General features: G+C 74.2%; 15 protein-coding genes. 6 read left to right on the top strand and 9 right to left on the bottom strand.

Going from position 1 to position 18,721, the window contains the following annotated elements:
• Positions 1–23 precede the first annotated feature (23 nt).
• The 5 genes from KG102_RS12485 to KG102_RS12465 form a co-directional block, all read right to left on the bottom strand.
• Positions 24–698 (bottom strand): response regulator, encoded by a 675-nt coding sequence (locus tag KG102_RS12485; RefSeq protein ID WP_208288555.1) that lies wholly within the window; start codon positions 696–698, stop codon positions 24–26.
• Complete coding sequence (locus tag KG102_RS12480) at positions 695–2,146, bottom strand: sensor histidine kinase (RefSeq protein WP_208288557.1); 1,452 nt, start codon at positions 2,144–2,146, stop codon at positions 695–697. Before KG102_RS12480 ends, KG102_RS12485 begins: the two co-directional genes overlap by 4 nt.
• Before the next feature lie 22 nt (positions 2,147–2,168).
• Positions 2,169–3,005 (bottom strand): ABC transporter permease subunit, encoded by an 837-nt coding sequence (locus KG102_RS12475; RefSeq protein WP_208211873.1) that lies wholly within the window; start codon positions 3,003–3,005, stop codon positions 2,169–2,171.
• Positions 3,002–3,958: an ABC transporter ATP-binding protein gene (locus KG102_RS12470; protein WP_208288559.1), complete on the bottom strand. Its 957-nt coding sequence runs from the start codon at positions 3,956–3,958 to the stop codon at positions 3,002–3,004. The genes KG102_RS12475 and KG102_RS12470 overlap by 4 nt, the downstream gene beginning before the upstream one ends.
• Before the next feature lie 132 nt (positions 3,959–4,090).
• On the bottom strand, positions 4,091–4,891 hold the full coding sequence (locus tag KG102_RS12465) for an SDR family oxidoreductase (RefSeq protein ID WP_208288560.1): 801 nt from the start codon (positions 4,889–4,891) through the stop codon (positions 4,091–4,093).
• Between the two features lie 410 nt (positions 4,892–5,301).
• Here KG102_RS12465 and KG102_RS12460 point away from each other — a divergent pair, with 410 nt between their 5' ends.
• The 4 genes from KG102_RS12460 to KG102_RS12445 all read left to right on the top strand — a co-directional run bounded on the left by KG102_RS12460 (position 5,302) and on the right by KG102_RS12445 (position 12,506).
• Positions 5,302–7,029: an L-lactate permease gene (locus KG102_RS12460; RefSeq protein WP_208288562.1), complete on the top strand. Its 1,728-nt coding sequence runs from the start codon at positions 5,302–5,304 to the stop codon at positions 7,027–7,029.
• A complete protein-coding gene (locus KG102_RS12455; RefSeq protein WP_249667308.1) occupies positions 7,026–9,854 on the top strand; it encodes an FAD-binding and (Fe-S)-binding domain-containing protein in 2,829 nt (942 codons plus the stop codon). The genes KG102_RS12460 and KG102_RS12455 overlap by 4 nt, the downstream gene beginning before the upstream one ends.
• Before the next feature lie 51 nt (positions 9,855–9,905).
• Positions 9,906–12,005: a thioredoxin domain-containing protein gene (locus KG102_RS12450; RefSeq protein ID WP_208288564.1), complete on the top strand. Its 2,100-nt coding sequence runs from the start codon at positions 9,906–9,908 to the stop codon at positions 12,003–12,005.
• A gap of 246 nt (positions 12,006–12,251) precedes the next feature.
• Positions 12,252–12,506 (top strand): nuclease, encoded by a 255-nt coding sequence (locus tag KG102_RS12445; protein WP_249667307.1) that lies wholly within the window; start codon positions 12,252–12,254, stop codon positions 12,504–12,506.
• Here KG102_RS12445 and KG102_RS12440 read toward each other — a convergent pair.
• Entirely contained in the window at positions 12,499–12,903 is a 405-nt protein-coding gene (locus tag KG102_RS12440; RefSeq protein ID WP_243883902.1) for an aldehyde dehydrogenase, read from the bottom strand. The genes KG102_RS12445 and KG102_RS12440 overlap by 8 nt on opposite strands.
• A gap of 156 nt (positions 12,904–13,059) precedes the next feature.
• Between KG102_RS12440 and KG102_RS12435 the strand changes: the two genes are divergently transcribed.
• Positions 13,060–14,046, top strand: a complete 987-nt coding sequence (locus KG102_RS12435; protein ID WP_208288566.1) for a helix-turn-helix transcriptional regulator — start codon at positions 13,060–13,062, stop codon at positions 14,044–14,046.
• Here KG102_RS12435 and KG102_RS12430 read toward each other — a convergent pair.
• Together KG102_RS12430 and KG102_RS12425 are read right to left on the bottom strand one after the other, a co-directional pair.
• A complete protein-coding gene (locus KG102_RS12430; RefSeq protein WP_208288568.1) occupies positions 14,024–14,611 on the bottom strand; it encodes a mycothiol transferase in 588 nt (195 codons plus the stop codon). The genes KG102_RS12435 and KG102_RS12430 overlap by 23 nt on opposite strands.
• A 42-nt stretch (positions 14,612–14,653) precedes the next feature.
• The gene (locus KG102_RS12425) at positions 14,654–15,610 is read right to left on the bottom strand and encodes an AraC family transcriptional regulator (protein WP_208288571.1); all 957 of its coding nucleotides are present in this window, start codon (positions 15,608–15,610) and stop codon (positions 14,654–14,656) included.
• Positions 15,611–15,728: 118 nt separating this feature from the next.
• Between KG102_RS12425 and KG102_RS12420 the strand changes: the two genes are divergently transcribed.
• A complete protein-coding gene (locus KG102_RS12420; RefSeq protein ID WP_208288573.1) occupies positions 15,729–16,400 on the top strand; it encodes an NAD(P)-dependent oxidoreductase in 672 nt (223 codons plus the stop codon).
• Here the strand turns inward: KG102_RS12420 and KG102_RS12415 are convergent.
• Positions 16,390–18,666, bottom strand: coding sequence for a glycoside hydrolase family 95 protein (locus KG102_RS12415; protein WP_208288575.1), 2,277 nt, complete (start codon positions 18,664–18,666; stop codon positions 16,390–16,392). The two genes, KG102_RS12420 and KG102_RS12415, sit on opposite strands and share 11 nt — an antisense overlap.
• Positions 18,667–18,721: the final 55 nt, after the last annotated feature.

Below are 18,721 nucleotides of genomic sequence, written 5' to 3'. Positions count from 1 at the left end.
CGCGGCGGTCCAGCGCCGTCGGCTCACCCGCCCGCGCGGACCAGCCCCGTCTCGTAGGCCACCACGACCGCCTGCACGCGGTCGCGGACACCCAGCTTGGCGAGCACCCTGCCCACGTGCGTCTTGACCGTCGCCTCGGACAGGAACAGCCGGCCGGCGATCTCGGCGTTGGACAGGCCTTCGGCGATCTCGCGCAGCACCTCCACCTCACGGGGCGTCAGGGGCGCCAGCCGCGGGTGCACCGCGTCCGCGTCGGCCTGCGCGTCCCCGGCCGGGAGGTGCTCGGAGAAGAGCTCCAGCATCCGGCGGGTGATGCGGGCCGACACGACGGCGTCCCCGGAGGCGACCGTCCGCACGGCGGCGGCGAGCTCGTCGGGGGCGGCGTCCTTGAGGAGGAAGCCGCTCGCGCCGGCGCGCAGGGCGGCGAACGCGTACTCGTCCAGGTCGAAGGTCGTCAGGACCAGCACGCGCGTCTCGGGGTGCGTCTCGACGATGCGTCGGGTGGCGTCGATCCCGTTGACGCCGGGCATGCGCACGTCCATGAGCACGACGTCGGGACGCAGCGCCGCGACCTGCTCGACCGCGGCCTGGCCGTCCTGGGCCTCGCCGACCACCTCGAGGTCGTCCGTGCTGCTCAGCAGCAGCCGGAAGCCCATCCGGATGAGCGCCTGGTCGTCGACCAGCAGGACGCGGGTCATGCCTCTCCTTCGTCATTCGGCTGCGGGATCTGCGCGCGCACGCGCCAGCCCGGACCGTACGGGCCGGCCTCGACCGTGCCGCCGAACGCGGCGACGCGCTCGGTCATGCCCACGATCCCGCGTCGGGTCCCCGGGGTGGGAGCGACGTCCTGGCCGGGGCCCTGGTCCGTGACGACCACCTCGACGGCGCCGGGCGCCCGCCGGACCTCCACGTCGACGCCTGCCGTGCCGGGGGCGTGCCGCAGCGCGTTGGTGAGCGACTCCTGCACGATCCGGAAGACGGCGAGCTGTGCGGTCGCGTCGAGGCAGGCGGGGCCGTCCAGCCCGGTGACGGCGAGGCCGCGCGTGCGTACCGGCAGCCCCGCGGTGCGGAAGCGCTCGACCAGGCGGGGCAGGTCGGTGGTGCCCGGCTGCGGCTCCATCGGAGCAGGCTCGGACGAGCTGTCGGAGGAGCGCTCGGCCGTTCCGCCCGGCGTTCCGGCGGCGTCCTCGGCGGCGTCCTCGGCGGCGTGCAGTACTCCGAGGATCCGGCGCACGTCGTCCAGCGCGGTGCGGCCGGTCTCGACGAGCTCCTTGAGGGCCAGGCGCGACTGGTCCGGTGCCCGGTCGAGCGCCGCGGCGGCGCCCCCGCCGAGGGCGACCATGACGGTGATGGAGTGTGCGACGACGTCGTGCATCTCGCGCGCGACACGGGCGCGCTCGTCGGCCTGGGTGAGGCGAGCGCGTTGCTCCTGCTCGGCGGCGCGTGCCTGCGCGGCCTCGGCGAGCGCCGCGAGCCGCAGGCGCCGGTTGCGCAGGAGGGTGCCGCACGCGATCCCGAGCAGCACGAGGACGACGACGGGCACCACCGTCACCAGCCACGCGGGCGTGACGGCGTCGGCCAGGGCACCGGGCAGCAGGGGGGAGCGCAGCGCGGCCGGGTCGCCGGGGTCCCTGCCGATCACCCGGGTGCCGAGCACGCGGACGAGCGGAGCGGCCCACGCGACGAGCGCCACGGGCAGCACCACGGCCGCGGCCGTGAGCCACACGTCGCGCACGGGACGCGCGACGGCGACGGAGCACAGGGCGATCGCGAGGCCGATCTCGAACCCGTTGGTCGCGCCGGTCGCCAGCAGCGAGGCGATCGCGAGGGTACCCACGGCCGCGGCGACGACGACCGGGCGGCTGCGCCGCCAGCACAGCGCCGTCGCGCCCGCGGCGGTCAGGACGACGCACGCGAGCTGCATCCGCAGCACCTGCGCGCTGTCGAGGTGCTCGGACAACCAGTACATCGAGTCGGCGCCGAGCCCCATCAGCAGGGCCCAGGCGGTGAAGCCGCCCACGACGAGCACGTGCGCGACGGCCGGTCGGCGCAGGAACCGTCCGACGTGCGCGCCGACGCGCCCCGCCGCCGCGGCCACGGCCGCGGGGCGGGGCGCGTCGCGGGGTGCGCCGGGCTCGAGAGTCACCGGCGCATCCTCGCACCGCAGGTCACGCATCACGGCGCCGGAGCAGCACGGCGGCGACCACGAGGACGGCGGCGACCCAGCCGAGCAGGACCGCGTACCCGGCCCAGGGGCCGAGCATCGTGCTCTGCGAGCCGGACATGACCGACCCCATGGCGTCGGCCGTGACCAGCCGCGCGCCGGCGGCGCTGGGCAGGTAGGCGGCGAGGCTCTGCAACGGTTGCCACGGGATGTAGGAGAACGCGGGCTCGACCACGAACACGAGCCCCAGCACGGTCGCGATGCCCGCGGCCGAGCTGCGCAGGACCGCGCCGATGCCGTACGCGAGTGCCGCCATGGCGGCCAGGTACAGGGGGACACCGAGCATGAGCCGCACGTGCTCGGGCTGGGACAGGTCGACGCTCATGCCGGCGGCCTCGAACCACGGCGCGGCGGCGACCCACCCCGTCACGGCTCCGACCAGCCCGGTGGCGAGCGCCACCGCGACGACGACCAGCAGCTTGGCCCACAGCACGGGCAGGCGGGTGGGCGCGGCCACGAGCGTCGAGCGGATCTGGCCGGTGCGGTACTCGGCGGTGACCACCACGACGCCCAGGCCGCACAGGACGAGCTGCGCGAGCATGAGCCCCGACGTCACGTAGACCGGCCCGACGAAGGCCCCGGCGGGGGCCTCGTCGGCGATCTGGGCGATGCTCGAGCTGCGCATGGCCGCGAACATCGGGAAGAACGCGACGGCGAGCGCGAGCGCCCACCAGCTCGAGCGCAGCGAGCGGAACTTGACCCACTCGGCGGCCACCAGCCGGCCGAACGTCACCGGCTGCACGGCGGTGGGGGTGCGGACGAGCGTGGCTGCCGTGGTCATCGGTGGGCTCCTGAGGTCGAGGTCGAGGTGGCGGTGGGCGCGTCGGGAGGGGTCGCGCGGTACTCGACCGCGTGCTCCGTGAGCTGCATGTAGGCGTCCTCGAGGGAGGCCTGCACCGGGGCGAGCTCGTAGAGCACGATCCCGGCGCCCGCGGCGAGCGTCGCGATCGCGGGGGCGGTGCTGCCCGTGACGTCGAGCAGGTCGGCGCCGGTGGACGCGAGCTCGACGCCGGCCTCGCGGGACAGCAGCGCGGCGAGGCGCGCGGCGTCGGGGGTGCGGACGCGCACGGTCGACGTGCGCACGCGGGACACGATCTCGTCGACGGGTGCGTCGGCGATCACCTGGCCGCGGCCCACGACGATGAGGTGGTCGGCGGTGAGGGCCATCTCGGACATGAGGTGCGACGACAGGAAGACCGTCCGCCCCTCGGCGGCGAGCCCACGCAGCAGGGTGCGGACCCACAGCACGCCCTCGGGGTCGAGCCCGTTGACCGGCTCGTCGAGGATCAGCGTCTGCGGGTCACCCAGGAGCGCGGCCGCGATGCCGAGGCGCTGGCCCATGCCGAGCGAGAACTTCCCCGCCCGGACGCGGGCGACCGACGTCAGCCCGGTCAGCTCGACGACCTCGTCGACGCGGCGCCGCCCGATGCCGTGGGTGGTGGCCAGCGCCACGAGGTGCTCCCGGGCGGACCGGCCACCGTGCACGGCCTTGGCGTCGAGCAGCACGCCCACCTCCGCCAGCGGCGCGCGGTGCTGTGCGTACCGGCGGCCGTTGACTGTCACGGTCCCGCCGGTCGGCCGGTCGAGCCCGACCACCATGCGCATCGTCGTGGACTTGCCCGCGCCGTTGGGGCCCAGGAACCCCGTGATCTTCCCCGGCTGGACGGTGAAGCTCATCCCGTCCACGACGTTCCGGCTGCCGTACCGCTTGGTCAGGCCGTTGGCCTCGATCATGCGTCCTCCTCGTTCGGTGTGACCCGAACGTAGGAGCCGGCAGGGTGTCGCCGGGACGCCCGCAGGGACCATCTCCGGTGCGCTGCGGGGTACGCCGCAAGGATGACGCCGTACCCCCTCGAGGGCGTCGCGTCAGGCGGGGTCGGCCCAGCCCCAGACGTCGTCGCCGCGCAGCGAGGCGTCGGCGCCGCCGTCGCAGTAGATCGTCTGGCCGGTCACGTGGGTGTTGACCTCGCTCGTGAGCCAGACCAGCAGCTCCGCGACCGACTCGGGGCTCTGGTGGTAGTTCAGCGGCATCGGGACGGCCTTGTCGACCATCGCGACCGACTCCGGCGCGGCGAGCAGCTCGCGGGTCATCGGCGTGAGGATCGTGGCGGGAGCGACCGCGTTGAGGGCGATGCCCGCGCCGGCCCAGTCCGCGGTGATCGACTCCCGACGGACCCAGCGGGACAGCGCCCGCTTGGAGGACGGGTAGGCCAGGTAGCCGACACCAGGCCCCTGCTCCGCGAGGCCCGCCGCGATGGTCAGTGCGCGCTCCTCGTCGTGGGCGAGGCACGCGTCGACCAGGTCGGGCGAGTTGCGCTGGAGCGTCGCCATGGAGGACACGACGGCGGCCCGCGGGGCGGTCGACCGCCGCAGCGCGGGCAGCAGCCCGGTCAGGACGTCGACCACACCGAAGTAGTTCACGGCGACCGTGAGCGGCTTCGGGGCCGAGATGCCTGCGCAGGCGATCACGCTGTCCACGGTCCCGCCGGTGGCCGCGACGGCCGACTCCACGGCGCCGGCCCGCCCCTCGGGCGTGCCCAGGTCGGCCGTGATGTCGGCGTCGCGCAGGTCGATGCCGACCACCCGGTCACCGCGGGCCCGCAGAGCCTGCGCCACCGCCGCGCCCACGCCGGAAGCTGATCCCGTCACCAGATGCGTACGTGACATGTGCACCCTCCTCTTGCCCGGTACGTGGTCCGATTGTCCCGCGTGAACCTGTGCGTCCTGACTCCCGTTGACGTGACCTTGGTCCGGGCTTTGCGCGTTCGCGGGTCGGGGCGCCGACCGGGCCGCGGCCACCGGGGCCCTCCACCCGGGACCAAGGGCCCAGTGATCGGCCTCGTCGCGCTGGTTACCTGAGTGCACTGCACGTGCACCAGGGCGCACCGACCCGCGGCAACGAAGCCGCTGGTGCGGACGCCCGGACCGGGCGGGAGCGGGCCGGTTCCCACCGGCCCGCGTCGGTGCCGGCCGGGGGGATCGGCGTCGCGCACGTCCCCAGATCACTTCTCTCGCACTCCCGCACGGCCCCAGCGGCGTGCGCGCGGGTGCGCGACCTCAGCGTGGAGGTTGTTCCGATGTTCGAGCAGATCCTGGATCCCTTCGGGGGGTCCGTCGCTCTCTCGGCGGTGCTCGCGGCGCTGCCGCTGCTGCTGCTGTTCGTGCTCCTCGGCGTGTTCCGCGCCAAGGCCTGGCAGGCCGCCCTCGCGGGTCTCGGGCTCTCGCTGCTCCTCGCCGTCGTGGTGTGGAAGATGCCGGTGGTCCAGGCGCTCAGCGGCACCGCGGAGGGCATGTTCTACGGGCTGTTCCCCATCCTGTGGATCCTGGTGAACGCCATGTGGATCTACAAGCTCACGGTGGAGACCAGGTGGTTCGAGGTGCTCGGGCGCACGATCCGCTCCGTCAGCGACGACCTGCGGATCCTGTCCATCCTCATCGCGTTCTGCTTCGGGGCCCTGCTGGAGTCGCTCGCCGGCTTCGGCGCCCCGGTGGCCATCTCCGCGGCGATGCTCATGGCGGCGGGCATGAAGCCGCTCAAGTCGGCCATGGTGTCGCTGCTGGCCAACACCGCGCCGGTGGCGTTCGGTGCCATGGCGGCGCCGATCATCGCGCTCAACGGGGTGACCGGCCTGCCGATCGACCAGCTGTCCTCGATGGCCGGCCGCCAGACGCCGTTCATCGCGCTGATCGTCCCGCTCGTGCTCGTGTTCCTCGTCGACGGCCGCCGCGGCGTGCGTCAGACGTGGCCCGTGGCGCTGGTCGCCGGTCTCGTCTTCGGCGGGGCGCAGTTCGTCACGTCCAACTTCTTCGCCGTCGAGCTCACCGACGTGGTCGCCGCCGTCCTGACGGTCGTCGCCGTGCTCGTCATGCTCCGCTTCTGGCAGCCCAGCACCACCGTGACCGGCGACGACGACGAGGCCGTCGCCGAGCAGGGTGCCGCCGCTCAGGGCGGCGCGTCCGCCGTCGGCGGTCCGACCACGACCACCACGACCACCACGACCACCACGACCACCACGACGCTGCCGCGCACCGGGGGTGGCGACGGCGCGCAGGAGCGCCCGTCCACCCGCGAGGTCTGGATGGCGATCGCGCCCTACCTGATCATCATGGCCATCTTCTCGCTCGCGCAGATCCCGGGGATCAAGCACTGGCTGACCGAGGTCGGCAGCGTGACGTTCCGCTGGCCCGGGCTGGACGTCGTCGACTCCGCGGGTGAGCCCGTCGGTGCGCAGAACTTCAAGCTCGACCACCTCAAGGCGACCGGGACCCTGCTGCTCTTCTCCGGCATCGCGACGATGGCGCTCTACAGGATCCCGTTCTCGCGCGGGCTCGCCATCTACAAGGACACCGTCCACCAGCTGCGGTGGACGATCCTGACCGTCACCGCCGTGCTCGGCCTGTCCTTCGTGATGAACCTGTCCGGCCAGACGACGAGCCTCGGGTTCGCCCTCGCCTCGGCCGGTGGCTTCTTCGCCTTCCTCTCCCCGCTGATCGGGTGGATCGGCGTCGCGCTGACGGGCTCCGACACCTCGTCCAACTCGCTGTTCGGCCAGCTGCAGGTGACCGCCGCGGAGCAGACCGGCCTGTCGCCGGTGCTGATGGCCGCGACGAACTCGTCGGCGGGCGTGCTCGGCAAGATGCTCTCGCTGCAGAACCTGGCCGTCGCCGCCGCCGCGGTGGGGCTGGCCGGGGCGGAGTCCACGTTGTTCCGGCGGCTGGTCGGCTGGAGCCTGGGCCTGCTGGTCTTCGTGACCGCCCTCGTCGTGCTGCAGTCCACCCCCGTCCTGGGCTGGATGGTGCCGTGACCGCCGACCGCGCCAGCACGGCCACCCTGGACGCGCTCCGGGTCGCCGTCGGCGACCCGGAGCAGGTCCGGACCCGTCCGCTCGACCTGCACGCCCACGCCCACGACGCGTCGCACTTCCTGCTCATCCCGTCGGCCCTGGTGGTCGCCCGGGACGCCGGCGACGTGTCGCGGCTCCTGCAGGTCAGCGCGGCGCAGGGCGTGCCGTTGGCGTTCCGCTCCGGCGGCACGAGCCTGTCCGGCCAGGCGCAGACCGACGGGATCATGGTCGACGTCCGGCGCAACTTCAAGGACATCGAGGTGCTCGACGGCGGGCTGCGCGTGCGCGTGCAGCCCGGCGTCACGGTCCGTGCGCTGAACGCGCGGCTGGCCCCCTACGGCCGCAAGTTCGGCCCGGACCCGGCCTCGGAGGGTGCCTGCACCATCGGCGGCGTCGTGGCCAACAACTCCTCGGGCATGGAGTGCGGGACCGTCCAGAACGCCTACCAGACCCTCGAGTCCCTCACCGTGGTGCTGCCGAGCGGCACGGTGCTGGACACCGGCCAGCTCGACGCCGACCAGCGCCTGCGTGCCCTCGAGCCGGAGATCCACGACGGGCTGCTGACGCTGGCGACCCGCTTGCGCCGCGATCCCGCCTCCGTGGCACGGGTGCGCCAGCAGTTCTCGATGAAGAACACGATGGGCTACGGGGTGAACTCGCTGCTCGACTTCGACCGGCCGGTCGACATGCTGGCGCACCTCATCGTCGGCTCCGAGGGGACACTCGGCTTCGTCGCCGAGGCCGTGTTCCGCACGGTCCCGCGGCGGACCGACGTGACCACGGCGCTGCTGGTGTTCGACGACCTCCTGGCCGCGAACACCGCCCTGCCCGCCCTGGTGGAGACCGGGGCTGCGACGGTCGAGCTCATGGACGCGCTGTCCCTGCGCGTCGGCCAGGGCCTGTCGGGCTGCCCGGCCGTGGTGGCGGGCCTCGAGGTGCGTGACCACGCCGCGCTGCTCGTCGAGTACCAGGCGGACGACGCCGCTGGGCTCGCCGACGCGCACGCGGTGGGGATGCGCCTGGTCGCGGACCTGCCGCTGTCCGCGCCGGCCCGGTTCACCAGCGAGGTGCGCGAGCGCAGCCGGCTCTGGCGCCTGCGCAAGGGGCTGTACGCGGCCGTCGCCGGGGCCCGGGCCGCGGGGACGACCGCCGTCCTGGAGGACGTCGTCGTGCCGGTTCCGGCGCTCGGTCGCACGTGCACCGACCTGATCGACCTGTTCGCCAAGTACGACTACCACGACGCCGTGATCTTCGGGCACGCGAAGGACGGCAACATCCACTTCATGCTGACCAGCGGGTTCACCGACCCCGCGGACCTCGAGCGGTACAGCGACTTCACCGAGGACATGGTCGACCTGGTGCTCGGCGAGGGGGGCTCGCTCAAGGCCGAGCACGGCACCGGGCGGGTCATGGCGCCGTACGTGCGTCGGCAGTACGGCGACGAGATCTACGACGTCATGCGGGGCATCAAGGCGGTCGTCGACCCGCGGGGGATGCTGAACCCGGGTGTCCTGCTCGACGACGACCCGACGGCGCACCTGCAGAACATCAAGTCCGCGCCCGCCGTGGCGCCGGAGATCGACCGCTGCGTGACGTGCGGGTACTGCGAGCCGGTCTGCCCCAGCCGGAACATCACGATGACGCCGCGCCAGCGGATCGTCGTGCTCCGCGCGATCGAGCAGGCGCGGATCGCGGGGGACACCGCTCTCGTGGCGTCCCTCGAGAAGGACTACCAGTACGACGGCATCCATACGTGTGCCGTGGACGGCATGTGCAAGACCGCCTGCCCGGTCGGCATCGACACCGGCGTCATGATCAAGAAGCTGCGGGCGCAGAACGCGGCACCCGTCCCGAAGGCCGTCTGGGGGGTGGCGGCGAAGCACTGGGCGGGCACCACCCGCGTGGCCGGCGCCGCGCTCAGCACCCTCAAGGTGGTGCCCACGCCGCTGGTCCTGCCGCCCGACCACCTGGCGCGGGCGGCTCTCGGCACGGACAACGTGCCGCTGTACTCCGCGGAGCTGCCCGGCGGTGGGCCGCGACGTGCCCGGCCCGCACCGACGACCGAGCCCGAAGCGGTCTACTTCCCGGCGTGCGTGCAGTCGATGTTCGGCCCGGTCGACGGCTCGCCCGGCGTCCAGGCCTCGTTCGAGGAGCTGTGCGCCAAGGCCGGGGTGGCCCTGCTGGTCCCCGAGGGGATCGACGGGCTGTGCTGCGGCACGCCGTGGTCGTCCAAGGGCATGACCGCCGGGGAGAAGACGATGCGCGACCGCACGCTCGCCGCGCTGCGGGACGCGACCCGCGACGGCGCCCTGCCGATCGTCTGCGACGCGGCGTCCTGCACCGAGGGCCTGCTCCAAGCGGTCGCCAAGGGCTCGACGAAGGACGGCGGCGCGCCGCTCGTGGTGATGGACGCCGTCGCGTTCGTCGCGACCCGCGTGGTGCCCCACCTGGGCACGTACGCCAAGAAGGCGTCGCTCGCGCTGCACCCGACGTGCTCGACCACCCGCATGGGCATCAACGAGGCGCTCGAGCTGGTGGCCTCCGCGGTCGCCGAGGAGGTGCAGGTCGCCGAGCGCTGGGGATGCTGCGGCTACGCGGGCGACCGCGGCATGCTGCACCCCGAGCTCACGGCGTCGGCCACCGCGGGGGAGGCCGCCGACGTCCTCGCGGGCGACGCCGAGGAGCACGCCTCGTGCAACCGGACGTGCGAGCTCGGGATGACCCGGGCCACGGGCAAGCCGTACAAGCACATCATCGAGGTGCTGGCGGAGGTCGCCCTGGAGTGAGCCGGGCCGCGTGCGGTCGCACCGGAGCGCGTTCCGGCGGACGCTGGGTTCGTGCCCAACAGCCTCGCGTCCGCCACGAGCCCGTACCTCCAGCAGCACGCCGACAACCCGGTCGACTGGGTGGAGTGGGGCGATGCCGCGTTCGCCGACGCGACCGCGCGCGGCGTGCCGGTACTGGTCTCGGTCGGGTACGCCGCCTGCCACTGGTGCCACGTCATGGCGCACGAGTCGTTCGAGGACGCCGGGACCGCGGCGTTCATGAACGAGCACTTCGTGTGCGTGAAGGTGGACCGCGAGGAGCGGCCCGACGTCGACGCGGTCTACATGGCGGCGACGCAGGCGATGACCGGCGCGGGCGGCTGGCCCATGACGGTGTTCACGACGCCCACCGGCGAGCCGTTCTTCTGCGGCACCTACTTCCCGCCGCGCCCGGTGCAGGGGATGCCGTCGTTCCCGCAGGTGCTGGCGAGCGTGGCGGCGGCGTGGACCACGCGACGCGACGAGGTCGAGACGAGCGCCGCGACGATCGCCGCCGCGCTCGCCGAGCGGGGCACCACACCGGACCCGAGCGGTGACCACGACGCCGTGGCGGGGCGTGCGCTCGCGGCCCTGGGCACCGCGTTCGACGCAGGGCGCGGCGGGTTCGGCCGAGCCCCGAAGTTCCCGCCGTCGATGGTGCTGGAGTGGTTGCTGCGCCATCACGCGCGCACGGGGGACGCCGCGGCGCTCGCCATGGCGGACACGACCCTGGAGGCGATGGCGCGCGGCGGGATGTACGACCAGCTGGCCGGAGGGTTCGCGCGGTACTCGGTCGACGCCGCGTGGACCGTGCCGCACTTCGAGAAGATGCTCTACGACAACGCGCAGCTGCTGCGGGTGTACGCGCACGCGTTCCGGGCCGACGGATCGGATCTCGCGCACCGCGTCGCCACCGAGACGGCGGGGTGGATGCTCGACGAGCTGCGCACGGCGCAGGGCGCGTTCGCGTCGTCGCTCGACGCCGACAGCGAGGGGCGCGAGGGCGCCTTCTACGCCTGGAGCCCCGCGCAGCTGCGCGACGTGCTCGGCGACGACGACGGCGCGTGGGCGGCCGAGGTGCTGGGCGTGACCGAGGAGGGCACGTTCGAGCACGGGACCTCGGTGCTCCAGCGGCGCTCCGACCCGGCGGACACGGAGCGGCTCGACCGCCTGCGGGCGCGGCTGCTCGGTGACCGGGAACGGCGGCCGCGCCCCGGACGGGACGACAAGGTGGTCTCGGGCTGGAACGGGCTGGCCGTGGCCGGGCTCGCCGAGGCGGGGGCGCTCCTGGACCGCCCGGACCTCGTGGACGCGGCGGCGGCCGCCGCCCGGTTCCTCCTGGACACGCACGTCCGCCGGGCCCACGACGGGTCGGTGCGGCTGGTCCGGGCCTCGCGGGACGGCGTCCCCGGCGCCGCGCCGGCGGTGCTCGAGGACTACGCGCACGTCGCGGACGGGCTGCTGGCGCTCAGCGCGGTCACCGGGGATCCCGCGTGGTTCGCCGCCGCCGGGGACCTGCTGGAGACCGTCCTGCTGCACTTCGCCGCGCAGGACGGCGGGCTTCGGGACACCGCGGACGACGAGACCGACGCGATCATCGGACGGATCCGGGTCCTGCAGGACGCCGCGGACGGGCCGACGCCGTCCGGGCAGTCCGCGGCGGCCGCAGCCCTGCTCGCGTACGCGTCGCTGACCGGGTCGCTGCGGCACAGGGAGGCGGCCGAGCGCGCCCTGCGCGGTCCGCTGCAGCTGGCGGCCCGCTTCCCGACCGCCGCCGGAGCGGCGCTCGCGGTGGTCGAGGCGATCCTCGACGGCCCCCGTGAGGTCGCGGTCGTCGGGCGCCGGGACGACCCGGCGACCCATGCCCTGCACCGCGTCGCGCTGCGGTCCACGGCACCCGGGCTCGTGGTCGCGCTGGGGGAGCCCGGCGCGGAGAGCCCGCCGCTGCTCAGGGACCGGCCGCTGGTCGGGGGAGCCCCCGCCGCCTACGTCTGCCGCGGGTTCGTGTGCGAGCTGCCGACGACGAGCCCGCAGGACCTCGCGACCTCGCTGGCCTGCGGCGCCGACACCGCGCCCCCGGCGCTCCCGCCCGATCCCGTGAGCGGCAACCGTCCGCCATCCGAGACTCCTTGACAGCATGTGGACCGGTGCTCAGACTCGTGGCATGCCCATCGTCAGCACCGTGCCCTGCGTCGACGTCCCGTCGACGCGCCGGTGTCTGTGTCGAATGTGTCGCTGACGACCCCGTCGTCGCGGTCCCCTCAGCTCTGACGAGCTCCCCGCAGGCGTGCCGCCTGGTCCGGGTCGGGACCTGACCCGCCGTACCTCTGCGTGCGGCGCACACACCGACAACGCCTGACGAACCGATGGAGCACTCCCGTGCTGAACCGCACCCGTATCGACCTGCTGCCGATCCAGGAGGCCGTGGCGACCGCCTCGCCGAGCGCCTGGCGCGACGGGCTCGTCGCCGCCCGGGACGCCGACACGATCACCGTCGCCCTGCTGGGCGGCACCGTGGCCGTGCTGGCGACCCGGGCGGCACCCGCCGTCGGCGAACCCGTCGCCGTCCACCTGGTCGCCGAGGTGGTGGCGCTGGGGCCCGCCTGGTACTCCGCCCGGCCGGTGGTCAGCTAGCGGTCTGCATCGAGGACATCGCCGACCGGCAGGCCTCGACCATCGCGGTGCACGCCGAGGCGCAGATGCGGCAGTGCTCGGACATGTCGGCGTGCATCGCGCACTCGGCGGCGCAGGCCTCGCCCATCGTCATGCACGCCGTCATCATCGAGGTCATCACGCCCATGTCGTAGCCGGCGGGGCGCATCATCATCCGCATCATCGTCGTGGCGACGTCGGCGGTGTTCGTACACAGGGACGCGCAGCGCCCCATGCCCTCAGCGGCGTCGGCATCGGCGCACATCGTGGCCGACATCGCGGCCGCGGAGCACGCCTCGATGCACTCCTGCATCATCGACATGTCCATACCCGCCGTCGGCGTCGGCATCGACTTCATCATGTCCGCCATCATGCTCATGGGCTCGCCCCTCCGTCGCTGTCTGCTGGACCTGGCGCGAGCGACGTTACGCCGGGCAGGAGCGGACACGCCATGGCGGGTGGCGGCCGTTCCCTCCCGGCCCGGACCCTCGTAGGGTCCGTCGCGGACGGTCCGCGTCCGGATGCGGGGGGAGCCATGGCGGGGGACCGCAGTCCGACGGCTCGGGCGCTGACCGCTCTCGAGCTCATCCAGGACAGCCCCGGGATCACCGCGGAGCGCCTGGCGGAGCGGCTCGGCGTCTCGGAGCGGGCTGCCCGGCGCTACGTGGCCATCCTGCGCGAGGCGGAGATCCCCATCGACTCCGTGCGTGGACCGTACGGCGGCTACCGGGTCGGTCGCGGTCTGCGCCCGCCGCCCGTGGTCTTCACGGCCGCGGAGGCGTTGGCGCTCGTCATGGCCGCGCTGGACGGCCACCATGACGCCGACGACGTGGGCACTCCCGTGGGCAGCGCCCTCGGCAAGGTCGTCCGGTCGTTGCCCGAGTCGGTGGCCGCGCCCGTGCGGGCGGTGCGTCACGGCACGGCGCCTGCACCGGGGCCCGACGCCCTGCGGCCGGACCCGGCCACTGCGGCGGCCCTCGTGCAGGCCCGGGCGGCGCACCGACGGGTGCGGCTGGCCTACCGGTCCGAGAACGGGAACGCGTGGGAGGCGGTCGTCGACCCGTGGGCGGTCGTCGTCCGGCACGGCCGCTGGTACCTGCTGTGCTACTCGCACGGCGCGCAGGCGCGTCGCGCCTTCCGCGTCGACCGGATCGGAGGCGTCGAGCCCCGGGCGGAGACGTTCAGCCTGCCCGCCGGCCTGGACCCCGTGGCCGAGCTCGAGGCGCACCTGGCGCAGGGCTGGGAGTTCGAGGTGGTCGTCGAGGTCCGCGCACCGGCGCACCGGGCGCGGGCGTGGCTGCCTCCTGACCTGGGCCGGCTCGAGGCGGTGGACGGCTCGTCGTGCCGACTGGTGGGCACGACGAGCAACCCGTACTGGATCGCCGAGCGTCTGGCGGCCGTGCCGGTGCCGATCCGGGTCGTGGGCGGCCCCGAGCTGCACGCGACGGTGCGCTCGCTCGGCCGCCACATGCTCGCGGCGACCGAGGCACCACCCCGACTCAGGAGTCCCGGATCCACGTGAGGCGCGCGCCGACGGCCGGACGCCATCCGCTCGGCGGGTCCTCGCCGACGCGCCCGTCGACGTCCTCGCGGAGCAGGTCGGCGTGCCCGGTGTGGCGGCCGTACTCCTGGATGAGGTCGAGCAGCAGCCGGCGCAGGTTCACGTGGTTTCCGGCGTCGTCACTGTCCTCCACGAGCTGGTCGAGGCCGCCGCCGGACAGGGCCGCCTCGAGCCGGTCGCGGGAGCGGGCGACCGCCTCGTCCCACGTCGCATAGAGCTGTTCCGGCGTGTCGTCGCCCGCCGTGAGCAGCTCGGCGCCCGTGTCGCCCCAGGTCTCGGGCCGCCACATCGGGCCGGGGTGCCGGCCCGCGAGCTTCCACGTGAAGGTCGTGTCCTCCACCGCGGCGAGGTGCTTGAGCAGCCCGCCGAGGGTGAGGGACGAGGAGCCGATGCGATGGGCCAGTCCGGCGCTGTCGAGGTCGTCCGCCTTCCAGCGGAACGTGGTGCGCAGCAGGTCCAGGGAGCCAACGAGGTGCTCGACCTCGGTGGCCGCAATTGGGGTGTACCAGGGTTCGGTCGTCGTCATGAGGGCGACGGTAGAGCCGGTTCCGGACGATCTACGACCGGTTCAGGAGTCGATCTGCGGACGGCGGGTCCGCCCGGGGGAGAGGCCGATCTCACGCTTGTACGCACGGCTGAACGCGGCCTCGGAGTCGTACCCGAGCGCGGAGGCGACCTCCCGGACGGTCCGTCCCGTGCCCAGCCGGTCCGCCGCGACGTGCATGCGGAAGCGGGTGACGTACTGCATCGCCGGCTCGCCGACGACCTGCGTGAACCGTGCGGAGAACGCCGACCGCGACATCGCCGCCTCGCGCGCCATCGCCGCGACGGTCCACGGCCGGCCGGGCTCGCGGTGCACCGCGGTGATCGCGGCGCCGATCTGCGGGTCGCGCAGGGCACCCAGCCAGCCGGTGGTGAGCTGCTGGGCGTCCAGCCACGCCCGGATCGACTGGATGACCAGGATGTCCGCCAGCCGGGTGGTGACCGCCTCGCCGCCGGGACGGGCCTGCGCGAGCTCGCCCGCCATGAGCGCGAGCGTGCCTGCCAGCAGGGTCCCGGAGCTCGAGCGGTCGACGTGCACCACGGAGGGCAGCAGGTCGAGCAGCAGCCGCGAGGCGGAGCCCTCCACCGAGAGGACGCCGCAGATCAGCTCGGCCCGGGGGCCGGTGCCGGCGTGCCGCAGCACCGAGTAGTGCTCGCTGAGGTACTCCTGCGGCAGCTCGTCCACCCGTCCGAGCGAGGGCACACCCGGTGCGCTGCGCAGCAGGTGGCCACGCCCGTGCGGGACGAGCGCGAGGTCGCCCGGCACCAGGCGCACCGGCGGCGCGCCCCCGACCTCCACCCATGCCTCGCCGACGGTGACCACATGGAAGCTCACGCACTCGCCGAAGGCGGGCATGTCGACCGCCCAGGGACCGTCCGCCTCGGTGCGGCAGTAGAAGAGCCCGGTGACGCGCAGGTGGTGCAGGGCCTCGCCGACCGGATCCACGGACAACCACGGCGGGTCCACGATGAGCGTCGACATCGAGTCCTCCGTGGATGATCTGCCATGAAACCGCGACGCTGCATCATAGACCGTCCACCGCTCCCGCTGATGGGCTGGGACCACACCAACCCCGGTGCAGCACAGAGGGAGACAGATCATGAAGGTTCTCGTCGTCGGGGCGACGGGCGGCTCCGGCCGTGCCGCCGTCGCCGAGCTGGTCGCGCGCGGGCACGACGTCACCGCGCTGTCGCGGCATGCGTCCACGTTGCCCGACGTCCGCGGCGTCGACGGAGACGCGACGGACGCCGCACTGGTGGACGCGCTCGTCCAGGGGCAGGACGCGGTGGTGGTCGCGCTCGGCATCAGCGAGAGCGCCGTCCGGGTGCGCCTGCGCGGGCCGTCGGGCACCCCGCTCGACATCCGTTCGCGGGGCACGCGGACGGTGCTGGCGGCCATGCGCCGCCACGGCGTGCGGCGCGTGGTGGTGCAGACGTCCTACGGCACCGGCCCCAGCAGCCAGGGGCTGCCGCTGGCCACGCGGCTCATGTTCGGGCTGCTGCTGCGCCCGCAGATCGCCGACACCGAGCGGCAGGGTGCCGAGCTGCGGGCCAGCGGGCTGGACTGGGTCGAGGTGCAGCCCGTCAACCTCACCGACGAGCCCTGGTCGGGTCCGCCGGCCACGGCGACCGACGGGCAGGTCGCGAGCATGCGGGTGTCCCGTGCGCAGGTCGGCTGGGTCCTCGCCCAAGCCGTCCAGGACCAGGACCTCGTGCGGCGGACGGTGGCCGTGTCGGCCGGTGCGCCCGTGCCCACCGCCGTCAGCGGGTGAGCGACCACGCCTCACCGGCGCGGAGGTGGACGCGCTCGGTCGTGCCGCCGGCTCGAAGCAGGACCGGGACGTCCCGGTCGGCGACGAGCCGCGCGGCGACGAGCACGCCCTCGTCCCACGTGAGGTCGACCGTCACACCGCCGCGGGCACGCAGACCGCGCACCGACCCGGACGGCCACGCCGGCGGCAGGGTCGGCAGCAGCTGGAGCTCGCGCACACCGTCGACGGTGCGGTGCGACTGCAGCAGGAGCTCGACGACGCCGGCCGTGAGGCCGAAGTTCCCGTCGATCTGGAACGGGGGATGGGCGCAGAACAGGTTCCGGTACACCCCGCCGCCGTGCGCGTGCTCGTCGACCGGCCGCAGGAACGCGTCGACCATGGCCTGCGCCCCCGCGGCATCGCGCAGCCGGGCACGCAGGTTGAGCCGCCACGCCAGCGACCACCCGGTGGACTCGGGGCCGCGCGCGTCCAGGGTGGCGAGCGCGGCGCGGGCCAGCGCGGGTTCCTGGTCGGGGTCGACCGACGTGCCGGGGTGGACGCGGAACAGGTGGCTCTGGTGCCGGTGCTCGGGCTCGGCCTCGGGCACGTCGTCGCGCCACTCCGCGAGCCGCCCGTCGGCGGTCACCCGTTCCCCGGGCAGCCGCGCGAGAGCGCTCGTGATCTCCTCGGCGTCCGTGCCGTCCAGCCGCAGGACGTTCTCGAGCAGGTCGCGGACGATCGCCAGGTCCGCCGTGGTGGACGTGCTCAGCGCGGCAGGTGCGCCGTCGGGCGCGATGAACGAGTTCTCCGGGGAGGTGGCCGGGCGCGTGCCCAGAGACCCGTCCGGGAGCTCCACCAGCCAGTCGAGGACGAACCGCGCGGCGCCGACCAGCACTGCCCGGTCCCGCGCGCTCAGCGCCTCACCGGTGAAGTCGTGCTGGTCGACCAGGTGTCGCGCGAGCCAGGCACCGCCGAGCGGCCAGAAGCTCCAGGCCGGGTCGCTCGCGCCGTCCCCCACGGGCTCGGCGAACGCCCACGCGTCGGAGTTGTGGTGCGCGGTCCAGCCGCGCAGGCCGTACAGCTCCGTCGCGGTGCGGCTGCCCGCCACGGCCAGCTCTCCCATCCAGCGCACCAGCGGCTCGTGGCACTCCGCGAGGTTGGCGCTCAGGACGGGCCAGTAGTTCATCTGCGTGTTGATGTTGATCGTGTAGTTGGACGACCACGGCGGCCGGACGGCCTCGTTCCAGATGCCCTGGAGCGTGAGCGGCAGCGTCCCCGGGCGGGACCCGGCGATCATCAGGTACCGCCCGTAGTGGAACGCGAGCGCGGCGAGCCCGGGGTCGGGCGGACCGGCCAGCCGCTGGTCGGTGGGGGTCCCGGCGGTGTCCGACGTGCCGAGGTCCAGGGTGACGCGGTCGAAGAGCCGCGCGTGGTCGGCGACGTGCTCGTCGCGCAGGCTGGACACCTCCCGGGCCGCGGCGGCCGCGACCGACGCGGCCGCCGTCGCGCGCAGCAGGTAGGCGTCGCCGTGCGGCGGGGTCGTGGCGTCGACGTAGTCGGTCGCGCTGGCCAGCACCAGCGTCACCCAGGTCGCGTCCCGCAGCCGCGGCCCGTCCGGTCCGGCGGTGACGACGCCATCGGTGCGCACCTCGAGGGCGACCGCCGCCGTCAGGCTCGTACCCGGGCGCGGGTCGCGGGCCAGCCGCGTGCCCGCGACGTAGTCCGGCGGCGCGTCCGACGGCAGGCGCAGGGTCGCGGACCAGCGGCCGTGCTCGCCTGCGGCGCCGTCGAGCGGGTGCTCCGAGGTGATGCGTACGTCGAGCGCACCGGGGCCCGCGCTCCAGGTGCGGTGCACCACCAGGACGCCCGCCGGACGGCTGACGAACGCCTCCTGCGTCCCCCCGCTCCACGACTGCCCGGCGACGGCCTCGTCGAGGCGGAGCCACCGGGAGTAGCCGTCGGCGGTGGCGTCGGGCTGGTCCAGCCACAGGTCGACCAGCGGCTGGTAGGCCTGCACGAAGCCGCCCTGGAGTCGCTGCACCTGCCGCTCCGCCTCGCGGACGTCGTCCCGGTCGAGCGCGTCGCGTGCGGCGGCCAGCGCCGCCGGCCCGTCCGGCGCCGACCGGGCGCGCGGCGCACCCGACCAGCAGGTGTCGTCGTTGACCTGCAACCGCTCGCGCGCCACGCCACCGAAGACCATCGTGCCGATCCGCCCGTTGCCCAGCGGGAGGGCGTCCGTCCATGCCGTCGCCGGGCTGTCGTAGCGCAGGGTCGTCTCGCTGGTCACGCGTCTCCAGAAGCTGCCGGTCGGACCGTCACCCGTGTGGTGGGGGTCCGACCGG

The sequence above is a fragment of the Cellulomonas fengjieae genome (assembly GCF_018388465.1).
Lineage (GTDB): Bacteria > Actinomycetota > Actinomycetes > Actinomycetales > Cellulomonadaceae > Cellulomonas > Cellulomonas fengjieae.
The sequence above is the reverse complement of the archived record's forward strand: the minus strand, read 5'-3'. Positions and strand labels throughout refer to the sequence as shown.

Bases quoted from the DNA above. Each gene is read 5' to 3' on its own strand.
- KG102_RS12475 (WP_208211873.1), bottom strand. From the start codon at position 3,005: ATGACCACGGCAGCCACGCTCGTCCGCACCCCCACCGCCGTGCAGCCG.
- KG102_RS12460 (WP_208288562.1), top strand. From the start codon at position 5,302: ATGTTCGAGCAGATCCTGGATCCCTTCGGGGGGTCCGTCGCTCTCTCG.
- KG102_RS12425 (WP_208288571.1), bottom strand. From the start codon at position 15,610: ATGTCGACGCTCATCGTGGACCCGCCGTGGTTGTCCGTGGATCCGGTC.
- KG102_RS12435 (WP_208288566.1), top strand. From the start codon at position 13,060: ATGGCGGGGGACCGCAGTCCGACGGCTCGGGCGCTGACCGCTCTCGAG.
- KG102_RS12465 (WP_208288560.1), bottom strand. From the start codon at position 4,891: ATGTCACGTACGCATCTGGTGACGGGATCAGCTTCCGGCGTGGGCGCG.
- KG102_RS12470 (WP_208288559.1), bottom strand. From the start codon at position 3,958: ATGATCGAGGCCAACGGCCTGACCAAGCGGTACGGCAGCCGGAACGTC.
- KG102_RS12485 (WP_208288555.1), bottom strand. From the start codon at position 698: ATGACCCGCGTCCTGCTGGTCGACGACCAGGCGCTCATCCGGATGGGC.
- KG102_RS12420 (WP_208288573.1), top strand. From the start codon at position 15,729: ATGAAGGTTCTCGTCGTCGGGGCGACGGGCGGCTCCGGCCGTGCCGCC.
- KG102_RS12440 (WP_243883902.1), bottom strand. From the start codon at position 12,903: ATGAGCATGATGGCGGACATGATGAAGTCGATGCCGACGCCGACGGCG.
- KG102_RS12430 (WP_208288568.1), bottom strand. From the start codon at position 14,611: ATGACGACGACCGAACCCTGGTACACCCCAATTGCGGCCACCGAGGTC.